The 15,112-nt window shown below is 59.8% G+C and carries 15 protein-coding genes; 3 read left to right on the forward strand and 12 right to left on the reverse strand.

All coding sequences use genetic code 11. The features are described from left to right. Positions 1–88: 88 nt before the first annotated feature. The 3 genes from secG to AC13RM_RS14435 form a co-directional block, all read right to left on the reverse strand. Positions 89–607 (reverse strand): preprotein translocase subunit SecG, encoded by a 519-nt coding sequence (gene secG / locus AC13RM_RS14425; protein ID WP_113229840.1) that lies wholly within the window; start codon positions 605–607, stop codon positions 89–91. 113 nt (positions 608–720) lie between these two features. Then, complete coding sequence (tpiA, locus tag AC13RM_RS14430; protein WP_488555214.1) at positions 721–1,491, reverse strand: triose-phosphate isomerase; 771 nt, start codon at positions 1,489–1,491, stop codon at positions 721–723. A 136-nt stretch (positions 1,492–1,627) separates the two neighbouring features. Further along, positions 1,628–2,524, reverse strand: coding sequence for an alpha/beta hydrolase (locus AC13RM_RS14435; RefSeq protein ID WP_113229839.1), 897 nt, complete (start codon positions 2,522–2,524; stop codon positions 1,628–1,630). Between the two features lie 206 nt (positions 2,525–2,730). Here AC13RM_RS14435 and parE point away from each other — a divergent pair, with 206 nt between their 5' ends. Both parE and AC13RM_RS14445 read left to right on the forward strand, forming a co-directional pair. Beyond that, positions 2,731–4,794 (forward strand): DNA topoisomerase IV subunit B, encoded by a 2,064-nt coding sequence (gene parE / locus AC13RM_RS14440; protein WP_113229838.1) that lies wholly within the window; start codon positions 2,731–2,733, stop codon positions 4,792–4,794. 185 nt (positions 4,795–4,979) lie between these two features. Continuing rightward, the gene (locus AC13RM_RS14445) at positions 4,980–6,158 is read left to right on the forward strand and encodes an AI-2E family transporter (protein WP_113229837.1); all 1,179 of its coding nucleotides are present in this window, start codon (positions 4,980–4,982) and stop codon (positions 6,156–6,158) included. Positions 6,159–6,162: 4 nt separating this feature from the next. On the opposite strand, the gene AC13RM_RS14450 is transcribed toward AC13RM_RS14445, so the two are convergent. From AC13RM_RS14450 to AC13RM_RS14465, 4 genes are all read right to left on the reverse strand, one after another. Further along, complete coding sequence (locus tag AC13RM_RS14450; RefSeq protein WP_208409506.1) at positions 6,163–6,630, reverse strand: GNAT family N-acetyltransferase; 468 nt, start codon at positions 6,628–6,630, stop codon at positions 6,163–6,165. Positions 6,631–6,768: 138 nt separating this feature from the next. Beyond that, positions 6,769–7,923: a DUF2336 domain-containing protein gene (locus AC13RM_RS14455; RefSeq protein WP_113229836.1), complete on the reverse strand. Its 1,155-nt coding sequence runs from the start codon at positions 7,921–7,923 to the stop codon at positions 6,769–6,771. A 113-nt stretch (positions 7,924–8,036) separates the two neighbouring features. Continuing rightward, a complete protein-coding gene (locus AC13RM_RS14460) occupies positions 8,037–8,642 on the reverse strand; it encodes a flavin reductase family protein (RefSeq protein ID WP_113229835.1) in 606 nt (201 codons plus the stop codon). Further along, positions 8,642–9,229, reverse strand: a complete 588-nt coding sequence (locus AC13RM_RS14465; RefSeq protein WP_113229834.1) for a nitroreductase family protein — start codon at positions 9,227–9,229, stop codon at positions 8,642–8,644. Before AC13RM_RS14465 ends, AC13RM_RS14460 begins: the two co-directional genes overlap by 1 nt. A gap of 153 nt (positions 9,230–9,382) precedes the next feature. On the opposite strand from AC13RM_RS14465, the gene AC13RM_RS14470 reads away from it, so the two are divergent. Further along, entirely contained in the window at positions 9,383–10,453 is a 1,071-nt protein-coding gene (locus AC13RM_RS14470) for a hypothetical protein (RefSeq protein ID WP_285177121.1), read from the forward strand. An 83-nt stretch (positions 10,454–10,536) separates the two neighbouring features. On the opposite strand, the gene AC13RM_RS14475 is transcribed toward AC13RM_RS14470, so the two are convergent. The 5 genes from AC13RM_RS14475 to AC13RM_RS14495 form a co-directional block, all read right to left on the reverse strand. Next, positions 10,537–11,376, reverse strand: a complete 840-nt coding sequence (locus tag AC13RM_RS14475) for a lysophospholipid acyltransferase family protein (RefSeq protein WP_285177120.1) — start codon at positions 11,374–11,376, stop codon at positions 10,537–10,539. Between the two features lie 146 nt (positions 11,377–11,522). Beyond that, entirely contained in the window at positions 11,523–13,511 is a 1,989-nt protein-coding gene (thrS, locus tag AC13RM_RS14480) for a threonine--tRNA ligase (RefSeq protein ID WP_285177118.1), read from the reverse strand. A 129-nt stretch (positions 13,512–13,640) separates the two neighbouring features. Then, positions 13,641–14,168 carry a DUF1697 domain-containing protein gene (locus tag AC13RM_RS14485; protein ID WP_285177153.1) on the reverse strand — a complete coding sequence of 176 codons (528 nt, stop codon included), beginning with the start codon at positions 14,166–14,168 and terminating at the stop codon, positions 13,641–13,643. Positions 14,169–14,173: 5 nt separating this feature from the next. Next, positions 14,174–14,596, reverse strand: coding sequence for a membrane protein insertion efficiency factor YidD (gene yidD / locus AC13RM_RS14490; RefSeq protein ID WP_285177115.1), 423 nt, complete (start codon positions 14,594–14,596; stop codon positions 14,174–14,176). A gap of 15 nt (positions 14,597–14,611) precedes the next feature. Then, complete coding sequence (locus tag AC13RM_RS14495; protein WP_285177113.1) at positions 14,612–15,076, reverse strand: iron-sulfur cluster assembly scaffold protein; 465 nt, start codon at positions 15,074–15,076, stop codon at positions 14,612–14,614. Between the last annotated feature and the right edge of the window lie 36 nt (positions 15,077–15,112).

Below are 15,112 nucleotides of genomic sequence, written 5' to 3' on the forward strand. Positions count from 1 at the left end.
CGGAATTTTGGCTACAGAATGCGGAATATGGACAAAACAAAACCGGCAGATCCGAGGACCTGCCGGGGATGATCTTCGACGACCGGGATTACTTGCCGGTCGGGACGCCGCCGTTGTCGGTCGGCGCAGGAGTCGTCGTCGCCGGCGCGGTCTGCTGACCGGTTGCGGCCGGAGCCTGCTGGGCAGGAGTTGCCTCATTCGTCGCGGCAGGCGGTGTCGCCTGCGACTGCGGAGCGACAGCACCGCTGTTCGGCACACCGCTATTGTCGGCCGGCTTCGGCTGGGTGGTTGCCGGAGCAGCACCCTTCTGGCCGCCAAGCGAATCGAGGATACCGTTGCCCTGGCCGGCCGTGCTCGGAATACGGTTGAGAATATCCGTCGGACGAGCTTCGAAGCGGGATAGCACGTTCATGCCGAGCGCGAGCGCGAAGAACAGCGCCGCAAGAATGGCCGTGGTGCGCGTCAGCGCATTGGCCGTACCGCGCGCAGACATGAAGCCCGATCCGCCGCCGATTCCAAGGCCGCCACCTTCGGAGCGCTGAATCAGCACCACGCCGATAAGGGCGACGACGATCATGAGATAGATGACAAGCAGTACGGTTTGCATAGATCCAGTCCTGCCCGGTGCGGGCATCAAAAATAAAAGCTCGCGGCTCTTTACATGAGGCTCTCGCCTATTCCAAGCCCTTTTAAGGCCGGAACTCCGGGCAAGTTGTTGCTTCAGGCGAACTGCCGTTCGAATGCGGCATAAATGGCGAGAAAATCGGTGGCTTTCAAGCTCTGGCCGCCGACAAGCACACCGTTGACATGCGGAACATCCAGAAGGTCGCGTGCATTGGCGCCGCTGACCGATCCGCCATAGAGGATTCGCATATTCGCCCCCTCCTTGCCAAAGCGCTCGATGAGCTCGGCACGGATGAAGGCATGTGCCTCCTCGACGTTTTCCTGGGTTGGAACCACGCCAGTGCCGATCGCCCAGACTGGCTCATAGGCGATCACGGTCGTCTGCGCCGTGGAGCCATCCGGAATGGAGCCTACGAGCTCCCGCTTCAGCACCTCGAGCGTCTGGCCGCTATTGCGCTCGTAAGCCGTTTCGCCGACGCAGATGATGGCGATCAGCCCGGCATCGTGCGCCGCCTGCGCCTTGGCGCGCACCAGCATATCGCTTTCGGCATGGTTCCTGCGCCGCTCTGAATGGCCGACGATGACATGGGTACCGAAGCAATCGGCAATCATCTCGGCCGAAATATCGCCGGTATGGGCGCCGCTGACCTGCTGGTGACAATCCTGGGCGCCGATGGCGAGCGGGCTGTCGTCGCAAAGCGCGGTCGCGACATAGAGCAAGGTGGCCGGGGGGCAGAGCAGCGTATCGATCTTCTCCGACAGCGGCGCCTTGACGCCGTCCGCGATCGCCTTGATCTGATCCAGGCTCGCGCGCGTGCCGTTCATCTTCCAGTTTCCGGCCAGAAGCGGCCGTATGGTCTTCGTCATTCCGATATTCTCCCCCTTGATCCAGCTTCGGACTAACAAAAAGGAAAGGGAAAGGAAAGTTATCGAATGCGGCCGAAACCAGCTCAAATCGTTTGAAAAATGCTTATCCGGAAAATAAGTCGGATCGCGCCAGCGTTTAAGACGCTTGCGGATCAACGATCCAGTTGAGCACTTTGCGCCAATCGGTCATGCGGACGGGCGTTCCATGATTGCCGGTCTCGAAAAGCGTGAAGCGTGTCGGATAATGCGCTTTGTAAAGCTTCTCAAACAAGGCCTGCTGGTCTGCAGCCGCATAGACCGGATCCTTGCTGCCATGCGTGAACCAGAGCGGCAGCTTTGTCTTGTAGAAAGCGCTCTTGGTGAAATCCGGATCGGTGACACCGCTCAGGATTGCCATGCCCTTCAGCCGCTTGACGCTTTCGGCATCGCGGGTGATGCCCCAGCAGATGAAGCTGCCCATGGAGGCGCAGGTCAGGATGACGGGCTTGCCGCCCGATTGCTCGTAAGAGTAGCGGATCAGCGCGGCGATATCGGCGACGCCATTGCTGTCGAAACCTCTGACGCTCGGTGCGTAAAAGGTGCCGCCGTTGCGATAGGCGAGATTCTTCAGCCGGTTGAAATTACCGCCAAATGTATAGTCGTTGGAGCCGAGCCGACGGTCACCGCCGCGGCCATGGATGAAGATCACGGTAAACGCCTGCTTCGATGCGGGACCTATGCGGGTGACATCGACCTTGCGGTCACCGATCTCAAGCGTTTCGTCCTCCTGCGCCTTCCAGCGTACGCCGGTATCAACATAGGCAGGCTTGACGCGCTTTTCCGGAATCTGGTCGCGGCCGTTGATGTCACGCATCTCCTGGTAATCGATCGTCTGAAACGCACCGTTATCGTGGCTTTCGATTACCGTCTGGTTGGAAAACAGTTCGTCCTTGAATGGCTTGAGCATCTCGGCAGAGGCTCCAGAGGCGGTCGCCAGTAACAAGATGCCCGAGATTGCGGACAGAACGGGCAAATGAGCTGTGGACATTGGCATGCGGATACTTCCTCCGGTCGGCCATCGGGCTTGCCATTCGTCACCCGGCAACGCAAATCTCTTTCAAGAATCTGCCCCATCGTGGGGCGCCATCGCTCTTGTGCGCTGTTTCTGGCAGAATCACGATGATTCGCGAATAGCGGCGACAAATGCGATAATGAAGGGGTCTGGCCCCACCAGAACAAATCTGAGCAGCTTGAAATTCTATGGACAATAGCAACGATCTCTTCTCCGGACTCCCCCGCTCCCCCAAGCCGGAGGCAGCGGAAAAGCCGGCCGTAAAGACAGAAAAGCCGGCTCCTGCGCCCGCACAGCGCGCGGTTCCGACGACTTCCTCGTCAGAGGAATATGGCGCAAGCTCCATCCGTGTTCTCGAGGGGCTCGAGCCTGTCCGTATGCGTCCCGGCATGTATATCGGCGGCACGGACGAGAAGGCGCTGCACCACCTTTTCGCCGAAGTCATCGACAACTCGATGGACGAGGCCGTGGCCGGTCACGCCAATTTCATCGAAGTCTATCTCGATCGGGAAGGCTACTTGACCGTCACGGACAATGGTCGCGGCATTCCTGTGGAAAACCATCCGCAAGTGCCTGGCAAATCGACGCTCGAAGTCATCATGACCAAGCTACATGCCGGCGGCAAATTCGACGGCAAGGCTTATGAAACCTCGGGCGGTCTGCACGGTGTCGGCGTGTCCGTCGTCAATGCGCTGTCGGACGACCTGGAAGTCGAAGTTGCCCGTAACCGCAAACTCTATCGCCAGCGCTTCTCGCGGGGCCTGCCGGTCGGCGGCCTGGAAGAGCTGGGCGACGTGCATAATCGGCGCGGCACCCGCGTCCGCTTCCATCCCGATCCACAGATCTTCGGCGATCACGCCCGCTTCGATCCGGCCCGCGTTTTCCGCATGGCCCGTTCCAAGGCCTATCTGTTCGGCGGCGTCGAGATCCGCTGGGGCTGTGACCCAGAGTTGGCACCTGAAGGCGCCGATGTTCCGGAAAAGGCGGTCTTTCACTTCCCGGGCGGCTTGAAGGATTATCTCAAGGCGACGATGGGCAATGAGTTCACCGTCACCCGCGAAATCTTTGCCGGCAAGTCGGAGAAGGAAAGCGGCCACGGCTCGCTCGAATGGGCGATCACCTGGTATGGCGGCGACCCACAGATCCATTCCTACTGCAACACGATTCCGACCCCGGAAGGCGGCACGCATGAGGCGGGCCTGCGCATCGCCTTGACCAAGGGGCTAAAGAGCTACGCCGATCTCACCCAGAACAAGCGTGCGGCCAATATCACGACCGACGACGTGATGATTTCGGGCGTCGGCATGCTGTCGATCTTCATCCGCGAACCGGAATTTGTCGGCCAGACCAAGGACAGGCTCGCGACGGTCGAAGCTCAGCGCATCGTCGAAAACGCTCTGCGTGACCCTTTCGACCATTATCTTACCGACAATCCGGCCGAAGCTGAGAAGCTGCTGGAGTGGGTGATAGAGCGCTCCGAGGAGCGCATGCGCCGCCGCAAGGAAAAGGAAGTCAATCGCAAGACGGCTGTGCGCAAGCTGCGCCTGCCCGGCAAGCTGGCCGACTGCTCGCAGAACTCCGCCGCTGGCGCGGAACTTTTCCTGGTCGAGGGTGACTCGGCCGGTGGCTCTGCCAAGCAGGCGCGCAACCGCATGAATCAGGCGATCCTGCCGCTGCGCGGCAAGATCCTCAACGTCGCCAGCGCTGGTCGCGAGAAGCTCTCCGCCAACCAGCAGATTGCCGATCTGGTGCAGGCGCTCGGTTGCGGCACGCGCTCGAAATACCGCGAGGAAGACCTTCGTTACCAGCGCATCGTCGTGATGACGGATGCCGACGTCGACGGTGCCCATATCGCCTCGCTGCTGATCACCTTCTTCTACCAGGAGATGCCTGAGCTGATCCGTCAGGGCCATCTGTTCCTGGCCGTGCCGCCGCTCTACAAGATCACCCAGGGCTCGAAATCGATCTATGCCCGCGACGACGCCCACCGGCAGGAGTTGATGGCAACGGAATTCAAGGGCAAAGGCAAGGTCGAGATCAGCCGTTTCAAAGGTCTGGGCGAAATGTTGCCGGCCCAGCTCAAGGAAACCACGATGGACCCGGCCAAGCGCACGCTGCTGCGCGTCGAGATCGACGAAGTGGATTTCGAAGGCACCCGCGATGCCGTCGATAACCTGATGGGTACCAAGGCCGATGCTCGCTTCCGCTTCATTCAGGAGCGCGCTGCCTTTGCCGAAGACCTGGATATCTGACGCAGAAAACATAGTCTTTTGCGTCAAGATGCTTCGCCACCTCTTGCTAACTTCATCGCGACGCGCAGGCCAGTCGTGCTATTGTCATGACGACTGAATAAGAAGCGTGAAGCCGTTGCTCTTGAAACGGCCTAGATCATACCCCATAACCGGATGATCTAGTAAAGAGGGGCGAAGTAAGACCGGTGGGTGTATTTGAACGTCATAAGCCAAAGGAACACCGGTGGCTGGGGCCGAGCGCGCATGCGCGCATGCCTTTGATTCCATCCATTTCCGCGGCGCGCTGGCTGCTGATTTTGATTGCGATTGCCGGCATCTATTTCTTTTACGGCTTTCTCGTTCCGGTTCTGGCCGCAGCGGTGATCGGCTTCGCCACTTGGCCGCTTTATAGCGATATCGTGCGCCGTACCGGCGGCAATACGACACTCGCCGCCACCATCGCCATCGCATTCATCGTCACCTTCCTTGTTCTGCCCATCGTCCTATCCGCCATCTATATGGCTGGTGAGGTGCGCGAGTGGTTCAGCTGGGCAATCCATGTGAACCGCGAGGGTGCGCCGCCGCCGCAATGGATTCTCGCTTTGCCGGTCGTCGGTTCGTGGCTCGGCGAGCAATGGACGCAATATGTCGGCAGCCCAGGCTCGCTCGGCGAGTTGGCGCAGCTGGTAAGCGGTGCCCATATTGGCAATATCTACAGAGCAGTGCTTGCAGCCGGTGGTGGTGCATTCCATGTCGTGCTGACCCTGCTCTTCATGCTGATCGCGCTGTTTTTCATCTATCGCGACGGCTCGACCTTCGTTCGTCAAGTCGATCTGCTCGGCGAACGTATCCTTCCCAATCGCTGGGAGCGGATTTCGCGGGTCGTACCGGCGACGATCAGTTCCACCGTCATGGGCATGACACTGATCGCCATCGGTGAAGGCATCGTTCTCGGTGTGGCTTATTGGATTGCCGGCGCTCCATCGGCCATCACGCTCGGCGTTCTCACCGGCGTCATGGCTCTCGTGCCGGGCGGCGCACCGCTCTCGATGTCGCTTGTGTCGATCTACCTCGTCGCCAGCGGCTCGCTTTGGGCGGGTATCGCCCTCTTCCTCTGGGGCACGATCGAACTTTTCATTGTCGATAAGACGCTTCGTCCCAAGCTTGTCGGCGGTCCGATCAAGCTGCCCTTCCTCCCCACCTTTTTCGGCCTAGTGGGCGGCGTGAAGACCATGGGATTTCTCGGGCTCTTCATCGGCCCGGTCCTGATGGCTATCATCGTTGCCATCTGGCGTGAGTGGATTCGCGAAGCCGAATTGACCGAGGAGCAGCACGCGCAGGAGCCCGAACTACAATTGCACGTTCGGGACGCTGCCGAGGGCTGATTGCTCAGCTGGTTTGTTCCAGCCGTTTTTCCATGAACAGGCTCAACGGATCCGGCTGATAGCTGCCGAATGCGGGAATTTCGAGATAACCGAATTTCCGGTATAGGCCGATCGCTTCCGGTTGATATATGCCGGTTTCAAGCCGCACAGCGGAAAGGCCTTTTTCGAGCGCTGCCGCTTCCAGCGTTTCCATGAGCCTGCGTGCGACGCGTTGGCCCCTGGCGGCCGGATCAACGAACATGCGCTTGATCTCCGCCGTGCCGTCACCGGCTTCCACCAGCGCGCAACATCCGACGATCATCCCCTTTATCTTGGCAACCCAGAAGGTCACCTCTGCCTTCTCCAGCGAAGACAGATCAAGCATATGGTTGCTTTCCGCCGGATAAAGCGATTCCGCATAGGCGCTGGACATGTCGAGAAGGCGAATGACGCCTTCCTGATGCGGGGGTTCGATAGCAATCGTCAATGACAAGATAAACCTCGGAACCTAGAGCATGTCGCGCAAAAGTGTGCAGCGGTTTTGCGACAACGACATGCGCAAAATCAAAGACCTAAAGCGTGGGAAGCGAATCTGAAAGATCGAGCCGCGCTTTAGAACGCCTGCTGAATATCACGCAGCGGCTAGTGTCGCCAGCGCGGCAAAACTCCGTGCTGCCTGCCGCCGTTCGGCATTCGCAAGCTTCTCCACCATGTCGAGGAGCTGTATCGCAGCGGCGGGAGCTGGCTCCGCTAAGCGGAACTTGCGCAACAGGCGCGAAGAAACATCTTCCAGCATCGCACTGCCGTTCTTGCGGGAGGATTCACGCCATATCATCGTCGCCTCGACGAAGATGGTGCTGATATCTCGGGGCAGTCCGGCGCTTTCGTAGAGCGCCCGAATGGCGTAGACGCGACCCCTTGAGATGATGGAGCGCACGCGCCGTTCGTCGCAGCCGGAAAGGATGGTGATCGCGCAAGCGAAGAAATCGACCTTGCCGGAGCCCAGCGCATGCATCAGGAATGCCGGCGTCAGCCAGCCGCTCTGCCTGAGATGCTCGACCAAATCAGGCAATTGCTCGTGCTGCGCCGTTCCTGCGATCGTGACAGTTGCGGATTCGGTTGCTTCACGCGTTACCTGCTGCAGCCTGGAGCTGCCGACAAAACTCTGGACGAGCGCCGATTCCGAAAGCGCGTCGCTGACCTGACGCATCAGCAGGTGCCTGATGTCGGAAGATAGCATATCGCGGGAAAGAAGCAGCCCACGTATCTCGGCGCAATCACCCATGCGCTCCGCGATACGTTTAAGCGAAGCCTGTGAAATCAACGCACCGTCATTTTCCAACAGACACAGAATTTCCGTCTCTCCGCCGATCTCGGCAAGAGCGGCGCAGACTGCACGCGGTACCTGCCCGCGGGAGGCAATGAGAACCCGTGCCACATCGCTGCCATGTAGTGCGAGATCGACGAGATCGGCATCGGTGAACACAGGCGAAAACAGGATGATTTGCCCTGCAATTTCAGGCTGATCCTCGGCAAGGGACAGAATGACATTGCGTGGCGCGCCGGCCGAATGGGCGATGGCTTCAGCAAGCGCCAGCCGCACGCGGGGAGACGGATCGTCGAGCAGATAGGTCATGGCCATCTCCGCGGCTGCCCGTTCGTCTTTCGGCATCTCCGAGTGCAGATATGCTCTGCCGAGTGCATTGGCCGCCCGGGTCCTGCTTTCTGCCTTGGCGGTTTCAGCCCAGCGAAGGAATGCTTCTATGATCACGTAACGCCCCGATATCGACGAGGCGATTCTTGCCCCGCAAATTCATATGCTTCACGTTATCGGGCAAAGGTTTACGGGACGTTTACCTTGCTTATTAACCTTTCGCCCATCGGCACGAGGGGCGTTCCTCAGGGCGCCTTTGGCCTGATCATTTCGAAGACGTCGCTGCCCTCGCTATAATCCATGTAGCCCATGCGCGCGACGGGACGTGCCAGCGCCATGTCCAGCCTGCCGTCGCGAATGATCGTCTCGTCGATATGGATGCCGACGACCTGGCCGATCACCATGATGTTTTCCGACGCCTCACCATCGAGACCCTTGGGCTGCAGGATTTCGGTCACCCGGCATTCGAGCACGGCAAAGGCCTCGGCGACATAAGGCGCGTCGACCAGCTCGCCCGGCTTCGCCGTCAGTCCGGCGAGCTCGAATTCGTTGATGCCATAGGGAACGGCAATCGATGAATGGTTCATCTTCTCGACAATATGGCGGCTGACGAGATTGGCGGTAAAGACGCCGGTTTCCTCGACATTGCGTACGCTGTCCTTTCGACCGGCGGAAGAGAACATCACCAGCTTTGGCCGATCGCTGACGGCATTGAAAAAGGAATAGGGCGAGAGGTTCAGCGAACCGTCCCTGCCCTTGCTGCCGATCCAGCCGATCGGCCGCGGCGCAACGATTGCCTTGAACGGATCATGCGCCAGACCGTGGCGATTGGTGTCTGTCGTATAGAACATTACGCGTCCTCACCGCCGATCCAGCTCACCGTTTCCGATAGCTCCGGGCGTGGGCGTTCGACCGGCGGAAAGCTTGTCGAACCGATATGGATGAAGCCGGCAATCTTCTCACCCGGCTGGACGCCGAGCAGCGGATAGGCGCGCTCGTCGAAGGCGAACCATTCGGTCAGCCAGTTGGAGACCCAGCCATGGGCATTGGCCGCGATCAACAGGTTCATGCAAAGCGCGCCTGCCGACATCAGCTGCTCCCACTCCGGAATCTTGAAATGCGGCGCCGCCTTGCTGACGACTGCAATCACGACGGGCGCTCGGGTGAAGCGGGTCCGCTCGACCTGGATCATTTCCTCCGACAGGGCAGGCTTGGCTTCCAGCGCTAGTTTCAGCAGCTCTTCACCGATACGGGCACGCTCACCGCCGCGATAGACGATGAAGCGCCAGGGCGCGAGCTTGCCATGATCCGGCACACGCGAGGCCAGCCGGAGAATCTCCTCGATTTCGGCCTTGCCAGGTCCCGGTTCCGACATCTGGAACGCAGGGATGGATCGGCGCACCGCGAGATAGTCGACCAGCTTGATATCGGTTTTCATTGAGGAACTGCCTTCATTTTGGCTTGTGGTATGATGAGGTCTTGAATTTGCCACCGCATTGGTTTTGAAGTGGCGTGTGTTTTATCGGAAGTCAATCGGTTGGTATCCATGTCAGGCATTTCATCCGCTCGCCGATTGAGCGCGGCTTTCGCGATGCTTGCGAGCTTGAGCACTGCCGTGTCGGCACAGGATGCCTTCAAGGAATTCAAGCAGCTCGACGGCAGCGTCAAGATGCCGAAGCTCAACGCCTTCGTGGCACCGAGTGGTGAGAATTCGGCCGCGCGGACATTGCGCGACGTTTCCCTCGAAGCCAAGCTCACGCCCCAGAGCGGCCCGCAGCAGCAGGGTCTTGCCTGGTACGTCTTCAGCCCGGTTGCGGGCGCTGACGGCAAACTGCCGCTGGTCGCCAGCTCGCGCGGCGGCTCGGCCTCCTTCCACCTTTTGCCGGGCGATTATTTCGTCAACGTCTCTTTCGGCCGCGCCGGTGTCACCAAGCGGCTGAGCGTGCCTGAAAGCGGCGACACCCAGAAGCAGACGATGGTTCTCGATGCCGGCGGCATGGTCCTGAACGCCGTATCCGGCCCCGATGTCCGCATCCCTCCGAACGAGCTGAGCTTCTCGATCTATTCGAGCGAAACCAAGGAGGACGGCGAGCGCGGTCTTGTCATGGACGACGTCAAGCCGAACACGCTGGTCGGCCTTAGCGCCGGCACCTATCACGTCGTTTCCGAATACGGCGAGGTCAATGCCGTCATCCGGGCCGATATCCAGGTGGAAGCCGGCAAGGTGACGGAAGCGACCATTCAGCACAGGGCGGCAAAGATCACGTTCAAGCTGGTTTCGGATGCCGGCGGCGAGGCGATCGCCGATACCGCCTGGTCGATCCTGACGGCTGCGGGCGATATCGTCGGGGAGAGCGTCAGCGCCTTTCCGACCATGGTGCTTGCGGAAGGCCGCTACACGGCCGTCGCCCGCAATAAGGACAAGATCTACCAGCGCGATTTCACGGTCGCCGCCGGCATGAATACGGATGTGGAAGTGCTGATGAAACAGCAGCAGCCGCAGGATGCCGATACCGAACAGTCGGCCCGACAGCTGCCGATCCAGATGCCGCCAATGCGCCAGAGCCAGACTCCTCCGGCCACGACCAACCAGCAGCCGCTGCCCACCTATGAACAACTGGCGCCGGCCGCTGGCGGCGACGACGGCGATAGCATGGATTGACAACCGAGACTCGCGTTTAATCGTCGGCTGGTGCTATCAATGCAGTCACTGTTCGGTGATGAGGAGCTCGAAACCCTTTTCGCTCATCCTGCCCTGCGCCGCAGCACCTTTCTCGGCGGAGCCATGGAGAAGACTGCGCCATAGAGCTTCGTCAGCAGATCCTTGCGATCGCTGCCCTCGCTGAGCGCCTCCCAGCTCCTGGGAGCACCGATATGTGCCGTTATGGTGCTGCCCGAGAGACGCCGGAATTCGCGGATCAGCAGCGAGATGCGCAGGGTCATCGAGATCCGACTCGCCAAATGGAACAGCCGGCCGTTCTGCCCCTCGAAATAGATGGGGATGACGCTGGCGCGCGCCGCCTGAATGAGTTTTGCCGGGAATATTTTCCAGGGAAGATCTTCTGCCCGGCCGAAACCCTTCTTGGCGGTTGCGACGCCTCCGGCTGGAAAGACGATGATCGTCGTGCCTTCCTTCAGCAGGCGAACGGCCTCATGCCGGGTCTTCATGTTGATTGCCATCGCTTCTTTGGTTTCCTCGAAGGAAACCGGCAGCGAATAATCGCTCATTTCCGGTACTTTCAACAATTCATTGTTGATCAGGACCTTGAAGGGGCGCCCCAGTTGCTCGGCAAGCGCCAGCACCGCGATCCCGTCGCCGATGCCGTAGGGGTGATTGGCGACGATGACGATCGGCGCCTCGGGGATCTGGTTTGGCGGCCACTCGCCCTTGATGAGCAGGCGCACGTCGATGAGATCGAGCATCTTGCCGAAAACCCGCTCGCTCTTGCCGACGATATCGGTGCGCCAGATATCGTAGAGCCGGGCGTAACGGTCCCGGCCGGAAAGACCTTCGATGGAGCGGATGAACCAGCGCTTGATCCGCGTATCCCGTTCATTGGCGTAGGATAATTCTTTGAATTCCAAGTGCGCGACGGGGCTGCCCCGCTCCTATGGTCTCAGTTGCGTCACATGCTGCAGCCACAGCAACGCGTTGATTCATCAACTATATGAAAGCTGTATGTCAGTTCTCTGACGGCACCCTGAAGGTGCCGCCAGATATCGATCGGCCGTCAGGCGGCCTTGACGCGTCGTGCTTCGCGCTTGCGCAGAATGTCCGGCGGCGTTGCTTCGAGAGCAAGCGAGGCGATCGCCTCGTCGAGCGACATTGACGTTTGCGACTGGCTGCCGAGGCGGCGGATATTGACCGAACGTTCTTCGGCTTCCTTCTTGCCGCAGACGATGATCACCGGAACCTTTGTCACCGAATGCTCGCGGATCTTGTAGTTGATCTTCTCGTTGCGGAAGTCGGTCTCGACATCGAGGCCGGCATCGCGCAGCGCTTCGGCAACTTCTTCGCCGTAGGCATCGGCTTCCGAGGTGATCGTCGCGACGACGACCTGCAGCGGCGAGACCCAGAGTGGCATATGGCCGGCGAAGTTCTCGATCAAGATGCCGAGGAAGCGTTCCATCGAGCCGCAGATGGCGCGGTGGATCATCACCGGCTGCGTCTTTTCGGAATGCTGGTCGATGTAGAAGGCGCCGAAGCGCTCCGGCAGGTTGAAATCGACCTGCGTCGTGCCGCACTGCCATTCACGGCCGATGGCGTCCTTGAGTGTATATTCGAACTTCGGACCGTAGAAAGCACCCTCGCCCGGCAGAATGCCGGTCTTGATGCGCCCTTCGGACTGCGCCTCGATCGTCTTCAGCACGTCCATCATCACGCTTTCGGCGCGATCCCAGAGCTCGTCCGAACCGACGCGCTTGTCAGGGCGGGTCGAGAGCTTGACGACGATCTCCTTGAAGCCGAAGTCCTCATAGACTGACAGGATGAGATCATTGATCTTCAGGCACTCGGCCGCCATCTGCTCATCGGTGCAGAAGATGTGCGCATCGTCCTGCGTGAAGCCGCGCACGCGCATCAGACCATGCAGCGCGCCCGAGGGCTCGTAGCGATGGACGGCGCCGAATTCCGCAAGACGGATGGGCAGTTCGCGGTAGGACTTCAAGCCATGCTTGAAGATCTGGATATGGCCTGGGCAGTTCATAGGCTTCAGGGCGAAGACGCGATCGTCGTCGGTATCGTCACCGGCAACTGTCACTTTGAACATGTTGTCACGGTACCAGCCCCAGTGACCCGAGGTCTCCCAGAGCGACTTGTCGAGTACCTGCGGCGCGTTGACTTCCTGATAGTCGCCCTGCAGCCGCCGGCGCATATAGGACACCAGCGTCTGGAACATGCGCCAGCCCTTGCCGTGCCAGAAGACGACGCCGGGGCCTTCTTCCTGGAAATGGAACAGGTCCATTTCGCGGCCGAGACGGCGATGATCGCGCTTTTCGGCTTCGGCAAGAATGTGCAGATAGTTATCGAGATCGGCTTGTTCCGCGAATGCCGTCCCGTAAATGCGGGTCAGCATCGGATTGTTGCTGTCCCCACGCCAATAAGCGCCGGCGACCTTCATCAGCTTGAAGGCATTGCCGATCTGGCCAGTCGAGGCCATGTGCGGACCACGGCAGAGGTCGAACCAATCGCCCTGGTAATAGATCTTCAGATCCTGACCTTCCGGGATCGCATCGACCAGCTCCACCTTGTAGCGCTCGCCCTTGGCGGCGAAAACTTCCCTCGCCTTTTCGCGCGACCAGATTTCCTTGGTGAACGGCTTGTTGCGCAGAATGATCTCGCGCATCCGCTTCTCGATGACCGGGAGGTCATCGGGCGTGAAAGGCTCGTTCTTGGCGAAATCGTAATAGAAGCCGTTTTCGATGACCGGACCGATCGTCACCTGCGTTCCCGGCCAAAGCTCCTGTACGGCTTCGGCGAGAACGTGAGCAGTGTCATGGCGGATCAGTTCCAGCGCGCGGTCGTCCGAGCGGGTAATGATCTCGATCCTGCCGTCGGTCACCGGATCGGAAAGGTCGCGCACGGTGCCGTCGATAGCGATTGCGACAGCCTTTTTGGCCAGCGACTTGGAAATGGATTCGGCGACATCGCGCCCGGTCGTGCCGGCAGCGAAGCTGCGCACGGAATCATCGGGAAATGTCAGGGAAACGGATTGGGACATCGATATTCTCCTTGTCCAGTCCCGCCAACGAATGCGGGTGGTTTCGAAAGATACGGACTTAAGTAAATGCGTACTTAAGTCCGCGCGCCTGATAGCGGTATTTCGTATTCTAGTAAAGGAAAAGCGGCGCTAGGCCCGGATCATCTCGGCTAAACCGCGCACGGTGTTCCAGTTTCGCATCGTTCCGATGCCGAGCCGCTTTGTCGTCAAAGCCAGTAGCATTTTCGTCTCGCTGGCTTTGAGGCCGAAATCAATCCAGAGATCGCCGTTGACAACGGCCATGCGCTCATCTCGCTTGTATCTCGCGAGCATATCAAGAACGTCCGGTTCGAGCGGCTGGCGCATCACCCGGACGATGACCTCGCTAGCGATCCCGTCGAGGAAAGGATTGCCCTCGGCAAGCTTCAGCCATGCGTCGGCATCACGCGCGATGATATCGACATGCTTGCCGAAAGCCGCGGCGAAACCCGCTTCGAGTTGTGCCTCGATCGACGCAATCGGCTGCGGCTCGGCTTCGAAAACGAGATTGCCGGTCGAGACAAGCGTTCGGGCATTGCGAAAGCCCAAACTCTCCGCCATGGCCTTGAGATCGGCCATAACAACTCTGCGGCCCGGGTCGAGGCCAATGCTGTAGAGCAGTGCGACATAGACCGCCATGCGGGTCAGGCAGCCTTTCGCCCAAGGCGGAAATAGCGCCAGGGCGTCCACCAATGATAGCGGCGCTCCAGTTCGCCGGGCACCGGATCGAGCCCGCTTGTGCCTCCCGGCCCGCAGCGCGCCACGCGAAACAACGTCATCCAGCCGCCAGCCCAAAGTCCGTGGCGGGCAACGGCCTCATAGCCATATTCCGAGCAGGTCGGGATATGGCGGCAGGAATTGCCGATGAAGCCGGAAAGCGTCAGCTGATAGAGGCGAATGAGGCCCATTCCGAAAAGCCGGTCGGGCGTCTTGCGAAAGGGGCCGGAATAATTGCGCGATTTGACCAGCTTGTCGCCGGATGGTGACGCATGACGTCGCGCGGACCTCGGAGGAGCTGCACCACCCTCATCTTCATCGTCGTCCTGCATAAGACAGAATTGGCACATCGCACCAAGCCTCGGTCAAACAGCTTCTGCAGTCTTGGCGATGCCGCCCGTCCGCGCCTCCTCGATCTGCCCGATCGCGTCGACAACGGCATCGAATGTCAGCATGGTCGAAGCGTGACGCGCCTTGTAATCCCTGACCGGCTTCAGATAGCGCATGTCCTCGAAGCGGCCGTCAGGCCCCTCGCCGTCGGCCTTGAGCATGGCGAGCATGTCCTCGCGAGCCTTGCGCACCTCATCGGCGGTGGCGCCGACGACATGAAGCGCCATGATCGAGGATGACGCTTGGCCGAGTGCACAGGCCTTGACGTCATGGGCAAAATCGGTCACCACATCGCCGTCCATTTTCAGCCAGATTTTTACGCGAGAACCGCACAGTCTGGAATGGGCCTGGGCACTGGCATCGGCGTCAGGAAGACTGCCGATGCGGCCGATATTGCCGGCAAACTCTAGGATTTTGCTGTTGTAGATGTCGTCCATCACAGATTTTGCTCCGATGCACCCGCTAGAGCATGATGC

It is taken from the genome of Martinezella sp. CNPSo 3732, assembly GCF_057784515.1.

Coding starts and splice junctions, on each gene's coding strand:
- secG (WP_113229840.1), bottom strand. CDS start 607: ATGCAAACCGTACTGCTTGTCATCTATCTCATGATCGTCGTCGCCCTT.
- tpiA (WP_488555214.1), bottom strand. CDS start 1,491: ATGACGAAGACCATACGGCCGCTTCTGGCCGGAAACTGGAAGATGAAC.
- AC13RM_RS14435 (WP_113229839.1), bottom strand. CDS start 2,524: ATGCCAATGTCCACAGCTCATTTGCCCGTTCTGTCCGCAATCTCGGGC.
- parE (WP_113229838.1), top strand. CDS start 2,731: ATGGACAATAGCAACGATCTCTTCTCCGGACTCCCCCGCTCCCCCAAG.
- AC13RM_RS14460 (WP_113229835.1), bottom strand. CDS start 8,642: ATGTTCTATACGACAGACACCAATCGCCACGGTCTGGCGCATGATCCG.
- AC13RM_RS14465 (WP_113229834.1), bottom strand. CDS start 9,229: ATGAAAACCGATATCAAGCTGGTCGACTATCTCGCGGTGCGCCGATCC.
- AC13RM_RS14470 (WP_285177121.1), top strand. CDS start 9,383: ATGCTTGCGAGCTTGAGCACTGCCGTGTCGGCACAGGATGCCTTCAAG.
- thrS (WP_285177118.1), bottom strand. CDS start 13,511: ATGTCCCAATCCGTTTCCCTGACATTTCCCGATGATTCCGTGCGCAGC.
- AC13RM_RS14485 (WP_285177153.1), bottom strand. CDS start 14,168: ATGGCGGTCTATGTCGCACTGCTCTACAGCATTGGCCTCGACCCGGGC.
- yidD (WP_285177115.1), bottom strand. CDS start 14,596: ATGTGCCAATTCTGTCTTATGCAGGACGACGATGAAGATGAGGGTGGT.